Source organism: Actinocatenispora sera, from assembly GCF_018324685.1.
Classification (GTDB): domain Bacteria; phylum Actinomycetota; class Actinomycetes; order Mycobacteriales; family Micromonosporaceae; genus Actinocatenispora; species Actinocatenispora sera.
Genome location: NZ_AP023354.1, coordinates 411,581 through 432,129 on the forward strand (window position 1 = coordinate 411,581; position 20,549 = coordinate 432,129).

19 protein-coding genes are annotated in these 20,549 nt (G+C 74.9%); 10 read left to right on the forward strand and 9 right to left on the reverse strand.

The features are described from left to right. Positions 1-184: 184 nt before the first annotated feature. From Asera_RS01890 to Asera_RS01905, 4 genes are all read right to left on the reverse strand, one after another. A complete protein-coding gene (locus Asera_RS01890) occupies positions 185-1,546 on the reverse strand; it encodes an MFS transporter (RefSeq protein ID WP_084132535.1) in 1,362 nt (453 codons plus the stop codon). An 82-nt stretch (positions 1,547-1,628) separates the two neighbouring features. Beyond that, positions 1,629-2,084 (reverse strand): MarR family transcriptional regulator, encoded by a 456-nt coding sequence (locus Asera_RS01895; protein WP_030448800.1) that lies wholly within the window; start codon positions 2,082-2,084, stop codon positions 1,629-1,631. Positions 2,085-2,248: 164 nt separating this feature from the next. Next, complete coding sequence (locus tag Asera_RS01900; RefSeq protein WP_030448801.1) at positions 2,249-2,704, reverse strand: GNAT family N-acetyltransferase; 456 nt, start codon at positions 2,702-2,704, stop codon at positions 2,249-2,251. A gap of 41 nt (positions 2,705-2,745) precedes the next feature. Next, complete coding sequence (locus tag Asera_RS01905; protein ID WP_030448802.1) at positions 2,746-4,194, reverse strand: NCS2 family permease; 1,449 nt, start codon at positions 4,192-4,194, stop codon at positions 2,746-2,748. Between the two features lie 179 nt (positions 4,195-4,373). Between Asera_RS01905 and Asera_RS01910 the strand changes: the two genes are divergently transcribed. Then, positions 4,374-5,675: a sensor histidine kinase gene (locus Asera_RS01910; RefSeq protein ID WP_035298189.1), complete on the forward strand. Its 1,302-nt coding sequence runs from the start codon at positions 4,374-4,376 to the stop codon at positions 5,673-5,675. 45 nt (positions 5,676-5,720) lie between these two features. Here the strand turns inward: Asera_RS01910 and Asera_RS01915 are convergent, their stop codons facing one another. After that, positions 5,721-6,404 (reverse strand): response regulator transcription factor, encoded by a 684-nt coding sequence (locus tag Asera_RS01915; RefSeq protein ID WP_030448804.1) that lies wholly within the window; start codon positions 6,402-6,404, stop codon positions 5,721-5,723. 34 nt (positions 6,405-6,438) lie between these two features. Between Asera_RS01915 and Asera_RS01920 the strand changes: the two genes are divergently transcribed. Beyond that, complete coding sequence (locus tag Asera_RS01920; RefSeq protein WP_157035101.1) at positions 6,439-6,597, forward strand: hypothetical protein; 159 nt, start codon at positions 6,439-6,441, stop codon at positions 6,595-6,597. Between the two features lie 217 nt (positions 6,598-6,814). Then, positions 6,815-7,081 carry a DUF2530 domain-containing protein gene (locus Asera_RS01925; RefSeq protein WP_035298191.1) on the forward strand — a complete coding sequence of 89 codons (267 nt, stop codon included), beginning with the start codon at positions 6,815-6,817 and terminating at the stop codon, positions 7,079-7,081. A 35-nt stretch (positions 7,082-7,116) separates the two neighbouring features. On the opposite strand, the gene Asera_RS01930 is transcribed toward Asera_RS01925, so the two are convergent. Then, a complete protein-coding gene (locus tag Asera_RS01930) occupies positions 7,117-10,140 on the reverse strand; it encodes a sacsin N-terminal ATP-binding-like domain-containing protein (protein WP_051802818.1) in 3,024 nt (1,007 codons plus the stop codon). Then, on the reverse strand, positions 10,133-10,936 hold the full coding sequence (locus tag Asera_RS01935; protein ID WP_030448808.1) for a DUF3027 domain-containing protein: 804 nt from the start codon (positions 10,934-10,936) through the stop codon (positions 10,133-10,135). The genes Asera_RS01930 and Asera_RS01935 overlap by 8 nt, the downstream gene beginning before the upstream one ends. A gap of 150 nt (positions 10,937-11,086) precedes the next feature. Between Asera_RS01935 and Asera_RS01940 the strand changes: the two genes are divergently transcribed. From Asera_RS01940 to Asera_RS01955, 4 genes are all read left to right on the forward strand, one after another. After that, positions 11,087-12,034, forward strand: a complete 948-nt coding sequence (locus Asera_RS01940; protein WP_030448809.1) for an NAD-dependent epimerase/dehydratase family protein — start codon at positions 11,087-11,089, stop codon at positions 12,032-12,034. Positions 12,035-12,041: 7 nt separating this feature from the next. Beyond that, entirely contained in the window at positions 12,042-12,899 is an 858-nt protein-coding gene (gene sigJ / locus Asera_RS01945; protein WP_244843693.1) for an RNA polymerase sigma factor SigJ, read from the forward strand. Between the two features lie 346 nt (positions 12,900-13,245). Continuing rightward, positions 13,246-14,838, forward strand: coding sequence for a hypothetical protein (locus Asera_RS01950; protein ID WP_030448811.1), 1,593 nt, complete (start codon positions 13,246-13,248; stop codon positions 14,836-14,838). A gap of 167 nt (positions 14,839-15,005) precedes the next feature. Next, positions 15,006-16,622, forward strand: a complete 1,617-nt coding sequence (locus tag Asera_RS01955) for an MFS transporter (protein WP_051802819.1) — start codon at positions 15,006-15,008, stop codon at positions 16,620-16,622. Positions 16,623-16,723: 101 nt separating this feature from the next. Here Asera_RS01955 and Asera_RS01960 read toward each other — a convergent pair whose 3' ends face one another. Then, a complete protein-coding gene (locus Asera_RS01960) occupies positions 16,724-17,473 on the reverse strand; it encodes an SDR family oxidoreductase (RefSeq protein ID WP_030448813.1) in 750 nt (249 codons plus the stop codon). Between the two features lie 64 nt (positions 17,474-17,537). Between Asera_RS01960 and Asera_RS01965 the strand changes: the two genes are divergently transcribed. The 3 genes from Asera_RS01965 to Asera_RS01975 all read left to right on the forward strand — a co-directional run bounded on the left by Asera_RS01965 (position 17,538) and on the right by Asera_RS01975 (position 19,755). Then, positions 17,538-18,011, forward strand: a complete 474-nt coding sequence (locus tag Asera_RS01965; RefSeq protein WP_030448814.1) for an RrF2 family transcriptional regulator — start codon at positions 17,538-17,540, stop codon at positions 18,009-18,011. A gap of 177 nt (positions 18,012-18,188) precedes the next feature. Beyond that, positions 18,189-18,851 carry a futalosine hydrolase gene (locus Asera_RS01970; RefSeq protein WP_211255760.1) on the forward strand — a complete coding sequence of 221 codons (663 nt, stop codon included), beginning with the start codon at positions 18,189-18,191 and terminating at the stop codon, positions 18,849-18,851. 40 nt (positions 18,852-18,891) lie between these two features. Next, positions 18,892-19,755, forward strand: a complete 864-nt coding sequence (locus Asera_RS01975) for a 1,4-dihydroxy-6-naphtoate synthase (protein ID WP_051802820.1) — start codon at positions 18,892-18,894, stop codon at positions 19,753-19,755. A gap of 93 nt (positions 19,756-19,848) precedes the next feature. On the opposite strand, the gene Asera_RS01980 is transcribed toward Asera_RS01975, so the two are convergent. Further along, positions 19,849-20,499 (reverse strand): GNAT family N-acetyltransferase, encoded by a 651-nt coding sequence (locus Asera_RS01980; protein ID WP_030448817.1) that lies wholly within the window; start codon positions 20,497-20,499, stop codon positions 19,849-19,851. Positions 20,500-20,549 lie beyond the last annotated feature (50 nt).

The window sequence follows — 20,549 nt, forward strand, 5'->3', positions numbered from 1 at the left end:
CCCGGTCGGCAGGCGGTACCCGGAGCGCCCTGGCCAGGGGGTCGCGCGGCCCGCACCGATCGAAGCGACGATCCCGGGGGTTCACCACCTCGCGCAGCCGCCGAAACGAGCCCGACACCGACCCGAAACGGCCGCACCCGAGAACCCGCCACGTGCCGGTCCGCCGGATGGCGGCCCGGCACGGTCAGCGGGCTGCGTGCACGCGGCCGGCCGGGCAGCCGGCGGCGGCCACCGGCTGATCGTCCGGCGCTGCCCGGCGCGGTGCCGGGATCACCGGCAGCGGGGCGACCAGCCGGGGGTGTGGCACCGGCCGTACCCGCATCGCCAGGCGCGCACCGCGCCGGTGCGACCGGTACCCGAGGACGGCGGCCGCGGCGAGGATCGAGGCGACGCCGCCGACCCACAGCGTGGAGCGGGCGCCGAGTACGCCGGCGAGCCAGCCGACGATCGGCGCGAACACCGGCGTGGCGCCCTGGAACACCAGCACGTACAGGGCCATCACCCGGCCGCGGAACTGCTCGCCGACGCCCAGCTGGATGCGCTGGTTCGCCGCCTGGGCCAGGTAGATCATGAAGAACCCGGTGAGGAACAGGATCCCGGTCGCGGCCAGGTAGCCGGGGGCGAACCCGGCGAGCGTCTCGAACACGCCGAACCCGAACGCCGCCCCGATCACCGTGTACGAGGAGGGCCGCGAGCTGCGCCGGCTCGATGCCAGCGCGCCGACCAGCGCGCCGGCCGCGAGCGCCGTGGTGAGCAGTCCGAACGAGGCGGCGCCGCGATGGAACACGGTCTTGGACAGCAGCGCCAGGGTCAGCTGGAAGTTGAACCCGAGCGCGCCGATCACCAGCATCAGCGCCATCGGCAGCAGCAGGTCGGGGCGGCGCGCCGCGTACCGGATGCCGTCGGCGATGCGGGCGTCGGGCACCCTGCGGCGCGCCGACCGGTACAGCTCGGCCGGGCGCATCAGGGCGAGCGCGGTGAGCGTCGCGGCGTAGGTCAGCGAGTTGAGCAGGAACACCGGGCCGGTGCCGATCAGCGAGATGGCCACGCCGGCGATCGCCGGTCCGACGATCCGGGCGGCGTTGAACACCGCGGAGTTGAGCGAGATCGCGTTGGGCAGCAGCGCGCCGCCGACCATCTCGGACACGAACGACTGCCGGGCCGGGTTGTCGATCGCGTTCGCGGTGCCGAGGCAGGCGGCGAGCAGCAGCACGTGCCACAGCTGGATCGCCCCGGTGAGGGTGAGCAGGCCGAGCGCGACGGCGACCAGGCCGGCGCCGACGTTGGTGAACATCAGCAGCGTGCGCTTGTCGTACCGGTCGGCGAGCTTCCCGCCGTAGAGGGTGAGCGCGACGACGGGCAGGAACTGCAGCGCGGTGACCCAGCCGAGGGCGGCGCCGGAGTTGTGCGACAGGTGCAGCACCGTCCAGTCCTGGGCGGTGAACTGCATCCAGTTGCCGATGAGCGAGACCACCTGGCCGGTGGCGAACAGGCGGTAGTTGCGAACCTTGAGCGAGCGGAAGGTGTGGGCCACGGAAGCGTTCATGTGGCGGGCGGGTCGCCTCCTCGAAGCGGTCGGTACGTCGGTGTTGCCGACGGTCCGACCGGCGCCCCGCGCGCGTGCCCGGCTACTCGGCCTGGGCGATGCGGGCCAGCAGTTCGGCGGCGCGACGGAGCGTCTCGCGCTCCTCGCCGGTCAGCTCGGCCAGCCGTTGGGCCAGCCACGCGTCCCGCGCCTTCCGGTCCGCCACGACGATCTGTCGCCCCTGCTCGGTGGGGGCGAGGATGACCTGCCGCCCGTCGGTCGGGTGTGGCGTGCGTTGCACCAGCCCGCGCCCCTCCAGCGCCGCCACCGTCCGGGTCACGGACGGCGGCTGCACCCGTTCGGCGTCGGCCAGCTCCTTCGGCGACAGCGCGCCGGCCAGCTCGAGGCTGGTCAGTGCGGACAGCTGGCTCTGGGTGAGCTCGCTGACCGGGCGGGCGCGACGCAGCCGGCGGTTGAGCCGGGTGATCGCGGTCCGCAGGGTCGCGGCGAGTTGCGCCGAGCTGACCCTCCTGGTGGAGCCGGTGCCCCCACGTGTCATGGCACCAGGATGACACGTGGCCGCCGGGGGTGGCGTGAACGGTCGGGCCGTCACGAAGCCGGCACCACGGTCGGCGCCGGCCCCGGTCGTTAGCCTAGCTCATTACCTTCGCTAACGAACACGATTCGTGCCGGCCGTCACCCGCACCGTGACCGCGGTAACGATCATCCTTCGGTACGGACCAGGACGACGTACCGCAGCCCGGTGGTGGTCGCCGCGAACTCGTCGACCCGGACGAAACCCGACGAGCCGACCACCTTGAGCGCCCGCTCGTTGTCCGCCGCGACCGTCACCCGGAACGCCGGCGGCGCGAACCGCTCCCGCCCGTACGCCAGGCCGACGGCGAGCGCCCGCCGGCCCAGCCCCTGCCCGGTACGCGACGGGCGCAGCCCCCCGCCGGTGTCGAGCGCGGCGTCGTCGTAGCGCCAGCCGGGCACCCGGCCGTCCGGACCGAACGACCGGAACCCGATCAGCTCGCCGCCGTCCACCAGCGCGACGAACCCGTTCACCGGATCCAGCAGCGGTGCCGCCTCGGTCATGTCGTACCGCTGGTACGGCGCCGGGTAGCGCCACGTGGCGATGTCCGCGGCGTACTCCGGCGTCATGGCGACGATGCGCATGCCGACAGCAGACCGCGCTTCGCCCCGGCTGACAACCCGGTTCAGTGCACGCCGAGCCAGGCCTCGATCGGGTGGATCGCGAAGTACACCGCGAAGAACGCGGCGACGACCCAGAGCAGCCAGTGGATCTTCCTGGCCTTGCCGACCGCGACCTGCAGCACCACGTAGGCGAGGAAGCCGGCGCCGATGCCGTTGGTGATCGAGTACGTGAAGGGCATCAGGATGATGGTCAGAAACGCCGGGACGGCGATCTCGAACTTCGTCCACGGGATGTCCTTGACCTGCGTCATCAGCAGGAACCCGACCACCACCAGGGCCGGCGCCGCGGCCTGTGACGGCACGATGCCCACCAGCGGCGAGAAGAACATGGCCAGCGCGAACAGCACCCCGGTGACCAGGTTCGAGAAGCCGGTCCGGGCGCCCTCGCCGACGCCCGCGGCGGACTCGACGAAGCAGGTGTTCGACGAGGCGGACGCGGCACCGCCGGCCATTGCGGCCAACCCGTCGATGAACAGGACCCGCCCGATGCCGGGCAGGTGGCCCTTCTCGTCCACCAGGCCGGCCTCGTTGCTGACGCCGATGATGGTGCCCATCGCGTCGAAGAAGTCCGACAGCACCAGGGTGAACACGAACAGCACCGCGGTGATCGCGCCGGCCGAGGCGAACCCACCGATCAGGTCCACCTTGCCGACCAGCCCGAAGTCCGGCAGCGCCACGACCTTGTCCGGCAGCGTCGGGGTGGTCAGCCCCCAGCCGTGCTTGGGCACCGTGACGATCGCGTTCAGGATCATCGCGAGCACCGTCGAGACCACGATGCTGATCAGGATGGCGCCGCGCACCTTGCGGATCAGCAGGACCAGGGTGAGCAGCACGCCGAAGCAGAAGACGATGACGGGCCAGCCGCGCAGCACGTTGTCGAGGCCCAGCTGCACCGGCGTGGAGGCTCCGGGCGTCTGGATGCGGGTGACGAAGCCGGCGTCGACGAACCCGATGAACGCCACGAACAGCCCGATGCCGACGCTGATCGCCTGCTTCAGCGGCAGCGGGATCGCCGCCATGATGGCCTGCCGCAACCCGGTGACCACCAGTACGCAGATCACCGCGCCCTCGATGACGACCAGCCCCATCGCCTGCGGCCAGGTCATCTGCGGGGCCAGCTGGAACGCGACGACGCCGTTGAGGCCCAGGCCGGCGGCGATCGCGAGCGGCAGGTTGCCGCCGACCCCCATGATGATCGTCATCACCGCGGCGACCAGCGCGGTCGAGGTGACCAGCTGCGCGTTGTTCAGGTGGTGGCCGAGCTTGTCGGTCGCGCCGCCGAGGATCAGCGGGTTGAGCACCAGGATGTAGGCCATCGTGAAGAACGTGGCGAGTCCGCCGCGGATCTCCCGCGGCATGGTCGACCCGCGCTGGCTGATCTTGAAGTACCGGTCGATCGGGTTCCGGGGCGCCCGGGGTGGGGTGCCGGTCACGGCCGCGTCCTGCGCCATCGCTGTCCTTCCGAGGATCATCTGGGCCGGCTCGGCGGGGCGCGCCGACCTGGTCCGCCTGCCGTAGCGTGCCAGACACCGATGTCGGGCACGTTACCGACTCGGCCCGCCGGCCGCGGCCCCGCACGCGCCCGCCCGGTGCGGCCGGCGCGTGGGTGCGGCAGGGAGGTGGGCGAGGGATGCGACGCCGGTTCGTCCTGGTGTCCGCCGTCGTCACGGTGCTGGTCGTGGCCGTCTTCGCGGTGCCGCTCGCCTGGCTCGCCTACCAGTACGCGTACGACCGGGCGATGTCCGGCGCCGAGCGCGAGGTCGTCGCCGTCGGTACGGTGCTCGCGGTCGACGGCGATCGCACCGAGATCCTGCACGCGGTGGCCAGCACGTCGGCCGGCCAGGCGAGCCGGCTCACCGTGCACCTGCCGGACGGTACGGTCGCCGGCCCGTCCGGCTGGGCCCCGCAGTCGGTGACCCGGCGGGTGCTGCGTACCGGTCGGGGCGAGACGCTGCCGGTCGGCGACGGGGTGGTGCACCTGCATCCGACCCCGACCACGGCGGGCGGCGTCGCCGTGGTGGAGATCCTGGTACCGGACGCGCTGCTGCACCGTGGCGTCCACCTGGCGTGGGCCGGGCTCGCCTCGGTGAGCGTGCTGCTGGTGGGCGGGGCCGCGGTGCTCGCCGACCGGCTGGCCGCCGGTCCGGTCCAGGCCACCCGGCAGCTGGCCCGCGCCGCCGGGGCGCTCGGGGACGGCGACCTGACCGTACGGGTGGTGCCGGACGGGCCGCCGGAGATCGCGTCCGCCGGCGCCGCGTTCAACGACCTGGCCGGCCGGGTCGCGGCGCTGCTCGCGGCCGAACGGGAACTCGTCGCCGACCTGTCGCACCGGCTGCGTACCCCGCTGACGGCGTTGCGGCTCGGCGTCGAGGCGCTGCCGGCCGGCGCCGACAAGGACCGGCTCTCCGGCGCCGCCGAGGCGGTCGAGCAGCAGGTCGACGCGGTCATCGCGCGGGCCCGCGAGCCGCTCGCGGCGAGCCCGGCCGGGCACTGCGACCTGCGCGCGGTGGTCGGCGAGCGCGTCGCGTACTGGGCCGCGCTGGCCGAGGACCAGGACCGGTCGTTCACGCTCGGCCCGATCCCGGCGCCGGTGATGGTGCCGGTACCCGACGCCGAGCTGTGCGACGCGCTCGACTCGCTGCTGGGCAACATCTTCCGGCACACCCCGGAGGGCACCGGCTTCGCGGTACGGGTGGCGACGGAGCCGGGCCGGGCCACGGTGACGATCGACGACGCCGGGCCGGGCCTCCCGGCGCCACCACGGCGCGGCCGGTCCGACTCGTCCACCGGGCTCGGGCTGTCCATCGCCCGCCGGGTCGCCGAGGCCGGCGGCGGCGAGCTCGGCATCGACGTCTCGCCGCTCGGCGGCGCCCGGATCACCCTGACCTTCGCCACCACCGCGTCCCACCCCGGCACCGCCCAGCCCGGCTGATCCGGGCGGTTGCCCGCCGTACCGCCTCCACGGTCGGCGCGGGGGTCAGTTCGGGGTCGGGGCGAGGAGCTTGATGCCGACGCCGCGGACGGTGTGCAGGTAGCGAGGCGCCGCGGCGGTCTCGCCGAGCTTGCGGCGCAGCCACGAGATGTGCACGTCGATGGTGGCGTCGTCGCCGCCGTCCGGCTGCCCCCACACCTCGGCCAGCAGCTCCCGCCGGGACACCACCGCACCGGGCCGGGCCGCGAGGTAGGCGAGCAGGTCGAACTCGCGCCGGGCCAGCGAGAGCGGCCGGCCGTCCAGCGCCGCCTCCCGGGCCGCCGCGTCGAGCCGCAGCCCGCCGACCGCGATCGCCCCGGCGACCGTCGGCGCCGCCCGGCGCAGCACCGCGGAGATGCGCGCCGCGAGGTGCGCCGCCGAGTACGGCTTGGTCAGGTAGTCGTCCGCCCCGGCGTTGAGCAGCCGGACGATGTCGGCCTCCCGGTCGCGCGCGGTGGCGATCAGCACCGGTACGGTCGAGCGGGCCCGGATCATCCGCAGCGCCGCCGTTCCGTCCAGGTCGGGCAGGCCCAGGTCGAGCACCACGACGTCGGGCGCGTGCTCACCGAGCGCGGTCAGCGCACCACGCGCGTCGGCGGACTCGGTCACGTGGTGGCCGAACGACGACATCGCCCGGACCAGGGCAGCCCTGATCGTGGTGTCGTCCTCGACCAGCAACACCCGTGCCATGGCGACACGGTACCGGGACCGGAAGAATGGCGGCATGCCCCGCCGCCCCCGTCTCCGGCTGCTGACCGGTCTGGCCGCGCTGTTCGTCGCGGTCCTGATCGGCGCCGCGGCGATGTGGTACGGGCTGACCTCCGTCGTGGACCCCACCGTCCAGGAGCCGCCGGTACCGCCGGGCAGCGGCTCCGGCCGCTGAGAGTCGCGCACCGGTCGCTGAGGGGTTGTCGCGGAACCACTTGTCCTGGTTGCCGTTGATTCCCTAGGGTTCCTTCGTCGACGTTGCTGATGGGTACCGTCACTGTGCGGTACCTGGGTGGGGCGGCGGGCCCGCGCCGCCCCACCCCCTGTAACCACTGTCTCCTCCACCGGCCGGAGGGGGCCGCCGACGGGCGTCCGGGTCGTAGGCTTGCGACGTGCGCCGATACCCACCACGCCCGGTCCCCGAGCCGCTCGACACCAATGCGGTGCCGGTGGTGCTGATCGGCATGGCCCTGTGGCTGGCGGCCGGTCTGGTTCTGGTCTTCCTCCGGGCCGCCCTCGGGCACGCCCACCACGGATGGTGGCTGTGGACCTGCGTGGCCGGGCTGATCATCGGCATCGTGCTGCTCGGATACGAGTGGCACCGCCGGTGGCGCCGTGCCGTCGCCGCGCGCAGCACCGACGACACCACCGCCGCCTGAGCCGAAATCCGTGCCCGGCTCGTCCGGGCTGCCGGTTACTCCGGGTCGGTCCGGGACGGTGCCGGGCCGTCCGGTTCGGGAAGTTCGCTCAGCAGCGGGAGGTCGAGCAGGTCGGCGACCGCGACCGGGTCGCCACCACCGGGTACCGGCTGGCGGCCCGCGAGCCGGTCCAGCAACCAGGGCCGATCCAGCACGACCGCGTCGGCCGCCGGTACGGTCTTCGCCGGCGCGACGCGGATCCGGGCCGGCGGCGGCACCTGCTCCGGGTCGAGCACCGCGGCCAGCCGCGGGTACAGCACCGCCAGCAGTTCGGGCGCGACCGTCCGGTCCGGGTCGCCGAGCCGCTCCAGCAGGTCGGCGGCGAGGTCCGGGTCGGTTTCGGCGGCGTCGAGCAGTTCGGCCAGCCCGCGGTACGCGCCGAGCAGCGCGGCGGTCTCCGCCGGCCCGGGCGCCGGGTCGTACAGCCCGGCCAGCTCGCTGTCGCCGGGCAGCCGGGTGTCGATCGGGCGCCGCCCGTCGAGCACCGGTTGCCGGGCCAGCCACCACCGCTGGTAGCCGGGTACCGGTATGGCCTCGCCGGCCGCGGTGCGCAGCGTGGCGTCGGCGGCCAGTACGGCGGCCAGCGGCGGCGCGGTGAGCAGCGCCAGCGCCGCCGGCCACCGCTCCGGCCGGACCAGGTCCAGGTCGCGGATCGCGCGCAGCCGGTTGATCCGCAGCCCGACCGGGTCGGCGTCGGCGGCGATGCGTTCGACCGCCGCGGCCCAGCGGTCCACCTCGACCAGGTCGATCGCGTCGTCGTCCGCCCCGCCGGTCAGGTCGGCCAGGTCGACGTCGCTCTCGTCGAGGACCTCGAAGCTGGTCAGGACGCCGGCGGCGGCGAGCGTGCCGGGCCGGTACCGGTCGGCCAGGTCGGCGTCGAGCACCCCGAACGGCGCGTCGGCGACGAACAGGCCGGGCAGCGGGCCGGCGGGCGACAGCAGCTCCCCGGCGGGGTACCAGTCGGGGTCGGCGTCCGGGTCGTCCAGCGGCCGGCCGGGCAGGGCCAGGTCGGCCAGCCAGGGCAGCTCGCCGGGCGCCGTACCGGCCGCCTCGACCAGGGCCAGCACCGCGGTCGCGACCGGTTCCGGCTCCTCGGCGTCGAGCGAGTCGGCCACGGCGGCCCGGACCCGCTCGTCGCGCAGCAGGTCGGACGGGGTGGCCGGGCGCGCACCGAGCCGGGCCAGCAGCGGGTGCGCCGCGTCCGGGTCGGCCACCAGCAGCCCCAGCGGGTCGAGACCGGGTGGCAGCGGGGAGTCGTCGGGCAGCAGTACCCGGGCCGGTCCGGTCACCGTGCGCCCGTCGGCGAGCGGTACCGGCAGGGCGGCGAGCGCCTCCCGGTCGGCGGTCTCCAGGGTGAGCGCGCCGAACCCGGCGTACACCTCGTGCCACCAGCTCGGCGGCCGGTGCAGCCCGGTGACGGCGGCGACGAGCTCCGCGGTCTCCAGCCGGCGGGTACCGAGGGCGGCCAGGTCGCGGTGCCACCAGCCGGCCGGCAGCAGGTCGGCCAGCACCCCGGTGAGCGCCGGTACCAACGGATCCGGTACCGCGATCGCCCGGTCCGGGCGGGTCCGGCCGCCGTCGGCGGTCGGCAGCAGGTCGCGCTCGCGCAGCGCGGCCAGGCCGGCGGTACGCAGCGCGTCGGCGAGCGGCCCGGGTGGGAAACCGGCCGGCGGCAGCAGCCCGCGTACCGCGGGGGTGCCGGCGAGACCGGCGACCAGGTCGGCGTAGGCGGCCGCGCAGCGGTCGAGCACGAAGTCGGTCAGCGGCCCGGCCGGGATCGTCCGCCGGGACGCGGTCAGCGGGAACGACGCGATCAGCCGCACCGGCAGGCCGACCGGCTCGTCGGTCGGCGTCGGCGCGTGTACCATCTGGCCGCTCACCGGCACCGGCACCCACCCGCCCCCGTTCGGGCGGGCCCCCGGCTCGGCGGCACCGGTGGGACGGCCCACCGGCTCACCGACTCCGGTGTCGGCGGGCCGTGTGCTCGGGTCGCCGGTGTCGTCCGGCCCGCTCTCGGCGCTGCGCGCGGAGTGGTCGGCGGCCCCGAGCGCCGAGTCACCGGGGCCGGCGTCCGCACTGCGCGCGGAGTACTCGGCGGCCCGGAGCGCCGGCTCACCGGGGCCGGCTTCGGCGGGGCGTACGGGGACTGCGACCAGGACGGACCAGTCGGTGCGGGCGCGCTCCTCGACCGGGCGGTCGGCGAGCAGGTCGGCCGGTACGGAGCCGGCCGCGGTCGCGGTGCGCCAGCGCTGCTCGCGGCCGTCGTCGGTGAGCAGCACGTCGGCGCCGTCGGTCGCGCGGGTCACCACCCGGCCGTCGATGTCCACCGTGGACAGTTGAGGAAGCCCGAGCAGCAGCGCGGGCTCGAGGTCGGCGAGCCGGGTGCGTACCTCGGCGAGCGCCGCGTCGTCGCGCAGCGGCAGCACCACCTCGGTCGCGTACCCGTCCGGCGGTGCGGCGTCGACCGGCCAGGCCAGCCGCAGCACCGGAACCCGGCCGCCGCGGTGCCGCGCCTCCGCCGCCAGGTGCGGGACGTCGGCGATCGCCGCGGCGGTGTCCGCAGCGGAGAAGCGAACCCCGCCGCGCGCCGAGCGCAGCTGCGGCTCGTCGCTGATCGCCAGTACCGCGGCGAAGCCGACGCCGAACCGGCCGATGCCGGCGCCGTCGCGCTTCGCCGAGGCGCGCAGCGAGGTCAGCGCGTCGATCCCGGCCGCGGTCAGCGGCTCGCCGGTGTTCGCGGCGGACAGCGCGATACCACCGTCCACTGTGGGTACCAGTCGGAGCCGGAGCCGCCCCGGCACACCGGCGCGGGCCGCGGCGTCGGCGGCGTTCTGGGCCAGCTCCACCAGCAGCCGGTCGGCATAGCCGCCGAGATAGAGGTCCTCCTCGGCGTTCGCGTCCTCGCGGAACCGGGTCGGCGAGTCGGCCCACGCGGCCCGGATCGCATCCCGCCGCGCCGCCGTCCCGAACGGATCCCCGCCGCCACCGACCGGGTCCGCGGAGGCGGACGGGTCAGACACGTTCCACGGACGCGTCGTCGTAGACGGTGGTCAGCGCGTCGATGGTGGGCACCTGGTCGGGCACCACCTCGGAGTGCGCCCCGCAGCCATGGTCGGCGCTGACGGCGCGGCCGTCGTCCGGCGCGAACAGGTTGCCGCACACCCCGAACATCGCCCGCAGCGAGCCGGCGACCGGCAGGTAGAACCCGCAGGTACCGCAGCGGGCGTGGCGCGGCGCGGCCTCGGCGATCGGGGCGTGCGGGCCGTGGTCCGACTCGTACCACCGCTCGGCGGTCTCCAACCGCCCCTCCCGGCTCATCACCCGGCTGCGGCCCAGCCCCAGCTCGTACGCGGTCTCCTCGACCGCCGGGTCGTCCGACTCCAGGTAGCCGGGGGCGAGCCGGTCGTCGTCCGGCACCGTGGTCATCACGTCGCCGACGCCGAGGTCGCCGGGCTGCAGCCGCTCCTGCCACGGCACCCAGGTCGGCGCCATGATCGCGTCCGGGCCGGGCAGCAGCGCCGTCTCGCAGACGGTCACGTGCTTGCTGCGGATCACCCGGGTCACGGTCGCCGCGTACCGCCAGCCGCGGTAGCCGGGCAGCAGGCACTCGAACAGGTGCATCACCAGCCGCTCGCCCTCGGCCCGGGCACCCAGGTGCTCGCCGACGTTGGCGCCGCCGGCCGGATCGGTCTCGGCCAGCGCCGCCCGGGCCAGCTCGACCGCCTCGGCGCAGGCGGCGTCGAGCCGGATCGACCGGCGGCGGGGGGTCGGCGCGGATTCCGCGGGCTGAGTGGTCACACCCCCATTGTCGCCCAACCGCCGCCCGCCGTACCCCGCACCCCGGTACCGGCGTTCCGGCCAACCGGGTGCGACCGCGCTCACAGCGACAGCCGTGACATCCGCGGCCGGTCGCCCGTCTTCCTCACGAACGCGCCGGCACACCGGCGCCCCATCGAAGGAGGAACCGTGCGGGTATTCGTCGCCGGTGCGACCGGCGTGGTCGGCCGTCAGCTGCTGCCGCTGCTCGCCGAGGTCGGCCACGAACCGATCGGGATGGCACGCTCGGCCGCGGCGGACGACCGGGTCCGGCAACTCGGCGGCCGGCCGGTCCGCGCCGACGCCCTGGATGCGGACGCGGTCGCCCAGGCGGTCCGTATCACCGCACCGGACGCGATCGTGAACATGCTGACCGCGATTCCGGCGAAGGTGGACAGCCGGCACCTGGCGCGGGACTTCGCCGCCACCAACCGGCTGCGTACCGAGGGCACCCGGAACCTGCTCGCCGCGGCGCGGCGCGCCGGCGTGCCGCGGGTGATCGCGCAGGGCCTGGCCTACGCGTACGAGCCGGGGGACGGGGTGGCGAACGAGGACAGCCCGCTGTGGGCGAAGCCGCCGAGCCAGTTCGTCCCGGTCCTCGACGCGCTGCGCGACCTGGAACGGCAGACCACCGCGGCCGGCGGCCTGGTGCTGCGGCTGGGCCACCTGTACGGGCCGGGCTCGACGTTCGCCGCGGACGGCATGTTCACCCGGCAGGCGGCCGCCGGCAAGCTGCCGATCGTCGGCGGTGGCACCGCCACGTACTCGTTCCTGCACGGCGCGGACGCCGCCAGCGCGATCGTCGCCGCGCTCGACCGGCCGGTACGCGGGGTGCTGAACGTGGTCGACGACGACCCCGCGCCGGTACACGAGTGGCTCCCCGCGCTGGCCCGGATCGTCGGCGGGCCGGCGCCGAAGCGGGTACCCGCCGGGCTGGCCCGGCTGGCCGCCGGCGCCTGGGGGGTGGCGTTCCTGACCCGGCTGCGCGGCGCCGACAACGCCCGCGCCCGGTTGTCGCTGGACTGGCGGCCGCGGTACGCGTCGTGGCGGGACGGCTTCGCCGCCGAGTTGACCAGGACCGCCGATGTCTCCGCATGATGGAGTGGTGAGCGACGAGTTCGAGGACCACCGCCGGCTGCTGCTCGGCCTCGGCTACCGGATGACCGGCAGCATGTGGGACGCCGAGGACCTGGTGCAGGAGGCGTACCTGCGGTGGCGCCGCACCGACCGCAGCCAGGTACGCGACGTGCGCGCGTTCCTGATGACCGTGGTGTCCCGGCTCGCGCTGGACCAGCTGCGCTCGGCGCGGGCGAAGCGGGAGATCTACCCGGGCCCGTGGCTGCCGGAGCCGGTGGCGACCGGCGCGCTCGACCCGCTGGACTCCGCCGAGCTGCGTGACACCGTCTCGTACGCGACGATGCACCTGCTGGAGCGGCTGTCCCCGCCGGAGCGCGCGGTGTTCCTGCTGCGCGAGGCGTTCGCGCTGCCGTACGACCGGATCGCGGAGATGCTCGACCTGACCGCCGGCGCCTGCCGGCAGATGCACCACCGGGCCACCCGGCGGCTCGCCGGCGGGCCGGACCGGTACCAGCCGTCCGCGGACGAGCACCGGGAGATCCTGACCAGGTTCCTCGCCGCCGCCCGCAGCGGCGACATGGCGCAGCTGACCGCCCTGCTCGCCGAGGACGTCACCGCCTGGAACGACGGCGGCGGCAAGGTACGGGCGGCGCTGCGGCCGGTGCGCGGCCGGGACAACGTGCTCGCGTTCGTGGCCGGGCTGGTCGCCCGGTACCCGATCGGCCGGGCGGAGATCGTCGAGGTGAACGGATCGGTCGCGATGCGGCTGAGCATCGACGGCGGCGAGCAGGTTTTCGCGGCATCCGTGCGGGACGGCCGCATCCACGAACTGTTCGCGGTGCTCAACCCGGACAAGCTGCGGCACGTCGACCCGGGCACCGGCTGATCGGGCCGGGGCTTCGCGCAGTGCCGCGACGGAGCGGTTGCGCAGCTCGGCCGGACGCAGGGCCGGGACGCTGTCAGCGTCGTTCGCGCTGACAGGAGGGTCACGTGCCGGTTTCGATCGTGGTCCGGGCGGACGGTCCGCGACTACCGTCCGGTGCGGGCGAGCGCGGTGCCGGCCAACCGGCACGCCTCCTGACCATCCACAGTGGACAGACGGGGTCGGCCCGCACCGAACGTCCAGGACCGGCCGTCCGGGGCCGACGGCGCGAGCCGTCGCGTCGAGCGCCGCGCAACGGCGCCAGGTGTCCCACCACGATCGAGACCACGACACGCCACGGGGAGAGTTCATGCGCAACCGGATCCAGCTCGCGATGGCGGCGGTGGTGGCGATCACCGCCGCCCTGGCCGCGACCGTGCCGGCTGGCGCGACGGCGACCGTGCCGGCGGGCGCGACCGCGGGCGTCACGGCGGGCGACACCCGGACATTCCACGACTCGTTCGACGGCGCCCACGACGCCGACCCGGGGTACGGCTTGAACGACGGCCTGGCCGGCCGGCAGGGCACCGGCGGCGTGACGTACACCCGGGTGTCCGGTCTGTGGAACACCGGCACCGCACCGCGACCGTGGTACTCGCAGGTCAACCACCCCGAGCACGCCGACACCCTGTCGTTCTTCCAGGGCACCTCGGCGGTCCGGATGGACGCTCCGGTGGTCGCCACCGACGACGCCACGTCGGTGGCGGCGACCCTGACGCCGGTGGTGGGCAGCACCACCTCGGGTGCCTGGTCCTCGATCGTGCTCAGCCACGACGCCAGGAGCTGGGGCTACGTCAGCAACGCCGACGTGGACCTGTCGGTACTCGTGCGGTCCGACGGGAGCGTCCAGGTGCATCAGGCCGGCACCCTGGTGCGCAACCTCCCCGACTTCGCGTCCGGTGGCACCTACCGGGTGAGGCTCTCGGTGACCGGGCAGACGCTCCACCTCAGCGTCGACGACGCCACCACGACGGTGCCACTGCCGGCGGCGGTGCCGGACCGGACCTGGCTGTTCCTCGGCCGGTACGGCAGCAACGAAACGGACGTCTCCACGGTCGACGACCTGGCGGCCGGGGCCGTCGACAGCACCGCGCTGCGCCGACCGGCCGGCTCGCACCTGCGCTACACCGGCTACTTCGCGGCGCGCCAGACCCGCGACGGCGGCAACCACCTGGACGAGGTCGCCGGGCGCTCGAACCTCGACTTCGTCACCATCAGCGATGCCGACAAGTACCGGCCGGAGGAACTGCAACGCTGCGCGCCGAAGTCCTGCGTGGTCTACACCGGCAACGAGTTCTTCCAGTGCTCGTCCACCGCCTGCCCGCTGTACCCGAACGCGGCGGACCGCTGGGCCACGCTCGCCGAGCAGGTCCGCCCGTACCTGGACCGGATCGCCGCGTTCTCCGTCCTCGACGAGCCGTACTGGCGGCACGCGAGCTACGACGACGTCGCCACCTCGGCGAACCTGGTCAAGAAGACCTACCCGGACATCCCGGTGCTGCTCAACGAGGCCGGACCCGCCGTGACCGACACGTTCCGCGTACCCGACCAGGTGGACTGGGTCGCGTTCGACTGGTACTGCCAGTCCCCGACCCGCATCGACGCGACCCTCGACACCCTCGAACGGCAGGTGCCGGACCGGGCCGGACGGGAGCTGTTCCTGTTCGCCGAGGCGACCCCGATCTGCGCCGGCCAGACCGACCAGTCCGTGGCCGCCGGACTCGACCAGTACCGGCGGATCGCCGAGGCGCACCCGCGGGTGGCCGGCCTGCTCCTGTTCGGGCCGTGGACCGGGGTCGGCCCCGACTCGCCGGGGCCCGGGAAGCCGACCCCGTCGCAGTACCCGCTGTCCACCGACGCGCAGGAGCGGCTGGCGGCGCGCATCCTCGGTGACACCAACTGACCTCTCGCACTCGGGCGATGGCCGACCCGCCACCGCACGACGCCGGCACGCCTCCCCGTGCCCTCGCGGACCGGCCGCTGGCCCCAACCGGGCCTGGCGGCCGGCCGGTCGCCCCCGTTCGACCACAGAGATGGCCCGGCTGCCCTCCGTGCGTCAGGATGGGGGGCATGTCCTGGCTGCGTCCGGTTGCCGTCGTGCTGCGGTTGATCGTGCGCTGTGTGACCGGGGTCGTCGGCGGGGTCGAGTGGCTGACCCGCAAGACGGCGGGCCGGGTGCGGTCCGCGCGCGACCGCGGCGGCGCCGGCGACACCGGGATGATCCGGCTGCTCGACCTGCACGCCGCGTCCTGCGCCGGCGACGCGCTGGTCGCGATCGGCCTGGCCGGCACGATCTTCTTCGCCGGCGCCACCAGCGACGCCCGGACCAAGGTCGCGCTCTACCTGCTCGTCACGATGGCGCCGTTCGCCCTGCTGGCGCCGGTGGTCGGGCCGCTGCTCGACCGGTTCCGGCACGGCCGGCGCTACGCGCTCGCGGTGACGTTCCTCGGCCGGGCGTTCCTGGCCTGGGTGATCTCCGACCAGATGAACACGATCGCACTGTACCCGGCCGCGTTCGGCGTGCTGGTGCTGTCCCGCTCGTACGGGGTGGCCCGGTCGGCCGCGGTGCCCCGGCTGCTGCCGCGCCGGCTCGGCCTGGTCGAGGCCGGCGCCCGCGCCTCCCTGTTCGGTACGGTCGCCGGCGGCGTCATCGGCGCGATCGGGGTGGCGCTGGCCTGGCTCGGCCCGCAGTGGCCGCTGCGGCTCGCGACGGTGGTGTTCGTCTTCGGCATGGTGGTGACGCTGCGGCTGCCGCCGAAGGCCGACTCCGAACCGCCGGAGACGCCACCGCGCATCTTCCAGATCTTCCGCTCGGTCGGCATCAAGGTGCTGACCGGCCGGCTGGTGTGGGCCGCGCTCGCCGGCAGCGCCACCCTGCGCGCCGGGTACGGCTTCCTCACTCTGTTCCTCGCGTTCCGGATCCGGGAGGGCGACTTCGCCCTGCGCATAGCCGGGTACCAGTTGCCGCAGACCGCGCTGCTGGCCGTGGTGATCGGCGGTCTCGGCGCCGGTTCGTTCCTCGCCACCGCGGTGTGCACCCGGCTGACCATCCGCCGGCCGCTGCTGCTGCAGGCGATCGGGCTGGGGCTGACCGGCCTCGCCGGGATCGCCGCCACGCTCTTCTACACCGCCTGGACGGCGGCGGCGCTGTGCCTGCTCACCGCGTTCTGCTCGGGCGTGGCGAAGCTGTCGGTGGACGCGATCATCCAGGAGCGCATCGGCGAGCGGCTGCGCGCGTCGGCGTTCTCGCACTCGGAGACGCTGCTGATGCTGGCGTTCGTGCTCGGCGGCGCGATCGGCCTGATCCCGCTCGGCGGTACCACCGGGATCGCGATCCTCGCCGCCGGCGTGCTGGCCGCCGCGGTGCGGGTCGGCTGGTGGGCCCGGTCGCTGCGGGCCGAGCGGCTGCACGGCGTCCCGCACCGGGCACCGGAGGACGAGATCGCGACCGAACGGGTCGAGCCGGCGGCGCCGCCGCGGGACCGGGCGCAGCCAGGTCCCGGTCCCGACCGGGTTGCCGACCGGGGAGCGCGGCGCGTCGACGCCGACGCGGGCTCGCCGGCCGGGGCCACCCGGCGGATGCCGGGGGCCACCACCTCGGCGGCCGACGAGTCGGACACCGAGCCGCTCGTCCCGCCCGGCTACCACCTCTACCGCCCGCGCCGCGACCCGCCACCGCGGGGCTGACGCCCGCGGCGGCCCGATCGCCCGGTCCGTCCGGCGTGCCGGGGTGGCCCGGACCCCCACGGAGGTCCGGGCACGCGTGGCAGGGCCGGGTCCGCGGCGGGTCAGGGGCGCTGGGTGGCGAGCCAGTCGTCGAACGAGGTCGGCGCGATCTCGGCGTCCGGCCCCGGCAGCAGCACCTCACCGGCCATCGATGCGTCGAAGATCCCGTTCTGCCAGGTCGGTACGAGCCGGATCGACTCACCGCGGGCCGCGAACGTCCGGCGCGCCATGTCGACCATGTCCTCGGTCGTCGGCCCGGCGAGGTCGCGGCGGCGGCCGACCGGCGCGCCGGTGGCGACCCGGGCCAGGACGGCCGCGACGTCGGCCGGGTCGACCGGCTGCAGCAGCAGCGGCGCGATCGGCGCCACCCCGTCCACCGCGAGCCAGCCGGCGACCATCGCCGCGAAGTCGTGGAACTGCGTCGCCGGCACGATGCTGTACGGCACCGGGCCGGCGGCGACGACGTCCTCCTGGGCGCGCTTGCCCGCGTAGTGCGCGTTGCCGGGCACGTCGTGCACGCCGGCGATGGACAGCACGACGTGATGGCCGATCCCGGCCCGCTGCTCCGCGGCGAGCAACGATCGGCCGGCCTCGGTGAAGAATCCGACGGTCTCGGCTTCCTCGGTGGACTCGTTGCTCGTCACGTCGAGGACCGCGTCGGCACCGGCCAGCGCGGCGGCCAGCCCTTCCCCGGTGCGTACGTCGACGCCGTGCCTGCGGCTCATCGGGACGACCTGATGGCCGGCCCGGGTCAGCTCGTCCTGCACCAGCGTGCCGATGTGGCCGGAGGCTCCGGCAACGGCGATCCGCATCTGCCCACTCCCTAATCATGGATATCGTAGATCCATAATAGTAGAGCATGGTTATGCTGATCGAGTGAAGCTGCCGGAAAGCTGCGAATGGGTGCTGCACAGCGCCGCCGCGCTGGCCCAGTTGTCGGCCGGGGACACGGCGAGCACCGGCCAGCTCGCCGAACACTTCGGCGTGCCCGCCCCCTACCTGGCCAAGCAGTTGGCGCACCTGGTCCGCGCCGGCGTGCTGACCGCCTCCACCGGGCCGCGCGGCGGGTTCCGGCTCGCCCGGCCGGCCGACCGCATCACCGTGCTCGACGTGGTCGAGGCGGTCGACGGCGGCGCCGACCCGTACCAGTGCCGCGAGCTGCGGCAACAGGGCCGCGGGGCGGCGCCGGCCGCGGAGTGCACCGAACCGTGCGCGCTGGCCGCCACGATGCGCACCGCACACGAGGCCTGGCGCGCCAGCCTGGCCGCGGTCAGCCTCGCCGACATCGTCGGCACGCTCCCGGCGGAGATCCCCGACCGCACCCGCCGGCTGCTCGCCCGCCCCCGCTGAGCCACCCGACCCAGCCCACCGCCGGGCTGGCTGCCCCCGCTGAGCCACCCGACCCAGCCCACCGCCGGGCTGGCTGCCCCCGCTGAGCCACCCCGACCCGGCCGGCGGCGTGCCGTGGCCGGGCGGGCCGCGCCGGCTGCGGGGACGATCCAGGGGCGGTGTTTCAATGGGCGGATGCTGCCTCGCCTGCTGATCGCCACCGCGGTGGCCGCCGAACGCGACGCGGTGCTGGCCGGCCTCGGCGGCGCCACCGTACTGCCGGATCCGCTCGCGCCGAACGCCGCCGAGGTCACCGTCGTCGAGGTCGGCGTCGGCCCGACCCAGGCCGCCGCCGGTACCTCCCGCGAGATCGCCGTGGCGCTCGCCGACAGCGCCCCGTACCAGGCGGTGATCTGCGCCGGGATCGCCGGCGCCTACCCCGGCCGGGCACAGATCGGCGACATCGTCGTGGCCACCGCGAGCGTCGCCGCCGACCTCGGCGCCGAGTCGCCGGGCGGCTTCATCCCGGTCGACGAGCTCGGCTTCGGCGTCAACCGGTACGCCGCCGACCCGACGCTGTTCCCCCCGCAGGCCGGCGCGATCAGCGGCGAGATCCTGTCCGTCAGTACCGCCACCGGCACCGCCGAGACCTGCGCCGCACTCACCACCCGGTACCCGGGTGCGGTCGCGGAGGCCATGGAAGGATTCGGGGTCGCGACGGCCGCGGCGCAGCAGGGGCTGCCGTTCGCGGAGGTGCGGGCGATCTCCAACCTGGTCGGCCCGCGCGACACCGCGAGCTGGCGGTTCGACCTCGCCCTGGCCGCCTTGACCAGGACTTTCTCCATCCAGGGGGTCGCATGAGCGAGCGTGGGCGAGCCAATCACGGGCACCGTCCGTCTCGATGCCCCACGAACGATCCGACGAAGGAGGAACGTTCGTGAGCACCCTGTCTCTGGCGTTCTCGCCGTGCCCGAACGACACGTTCGTGTTCCACGCGCTGGTGCACGGGCTGGTGCCGGACGCACCGGAGTTCGACGTCACGTACGCGGACATCGACGTGACGAACAACGCCGCCGAACGCGGCGCGTACGACCTGGTCAAGGTGAGCTACGCGGCGCTGCCGTGGCTGCTGGACTCCTACCAGCTGCTGCCCTGCGGCGGCGCGCTCGGCCGCGGCTGCGGCCCGCTGGTGTTGACCGCGGACGCCGGCGCCGACCAGGCCGCGCTGCGCGGCGCCACCGTCGCGGTGCCGAGCGACCGGTCCACCGCGTACCTGCTGTTCCGGCTGTGGGCGGCGGACCTCGCACCGGCCCGGGTCGAGGTGGTGCCGTTCGACACGATCATGCCGGGGGTGGCGGCCGGCAAGTGGGACGCCGGCCTGGTCATCCACGAGGCCCGCTTCACCTACCGGCAGCACGGTCTGACCAAGCTCGCCGACCTGGGCGAATGGTGGGAGGGTACGACCGGGCTGCCGATCCCGCTCGGCGCGATCCTGGCCCGCCGGGACGCCGTCGACGCCGCCGCGGCGACCGAGTGGATCCGCGCCTCGGTGCGGTACGCCTGGGAGCATCCCGAGGCGAGCCGCGACTTCGTGCTGGCGCACTCCCAGGAGATGGACCCGTCGGTGGCCCAGCAGCACATCGACCTGTACGTCAACGGGTTCACCGCCGACCTCGGCGACGAGGGCTACGCCGCCATCGACGCCCTGCTCAGCCGCGCCACCGCCGCCGGGATCATCCCGCCCCTCCCCCGCCCGCTCCGCTGACCGGCCCCGGCCGGCCGGTGGTGCCGGCCAGCGCCAGGCGGGCGGGCCACGCCGAGCGCGGCCCGGCCGTCAGAGGCCGAAAAGGGGGAGCCGTCAGAGGCCGAAAAGGGGGAGGCAGGGGGCGAGGCCCTCGACGGTCACCGGCGGGTGCGTGCCGTCGAGCCACGCGGCGCGGGGCAGGCGGAGGCGGTGCGAGACCAGCGCCTCGTCGCCGCGGGCGTCCACGCTGATGCCGTCCGGCCGGTACCCGAGCTTGCGAGACACGCCCTGCGACGCCGCGTTGTCCGGAAACACCTCGGTACGGGCCGCGCTCGCGCCGAGGTGGTCGAACGCCAGGGCGAGCAGGCCGATCCTGGCCTCGGTCCCGTACCCCTGACGGTGGTGGGGCAGGCCGAGCCAGGACGACGTGGTCACCTCGCGGACGACCCGGAAGTCGGTGCCGTTCAGCGAGACCGAGCCGATCGGTTCGCCGTCCCGGAAGACACCGAGGTCGAGGCTCCACGACGCCTGCCGCCACTCGGCCAGGCCGGACCAGAAGCCCTGCAGCACCCGGCGGGCGCGGTCGGCCGGGTCACCGGCCGTCCACGGAGTGAGGAACGGCTGCTCGTCCGGCCGGTGCACGCCGCGACCGGCCAGCTCGGCCAGCGCCGCGAGCTCCTCGTCCCGCGGCAACCGCAGCTCGACCCGACCGGTACGCACGACAAGACCGAACAGCGGCCACACATCCGTCAGCACGGCGGCCATCCTGCCGATCCCGCCATCGCCGCGCCACCACATTCCGACCGCGCGTCCGC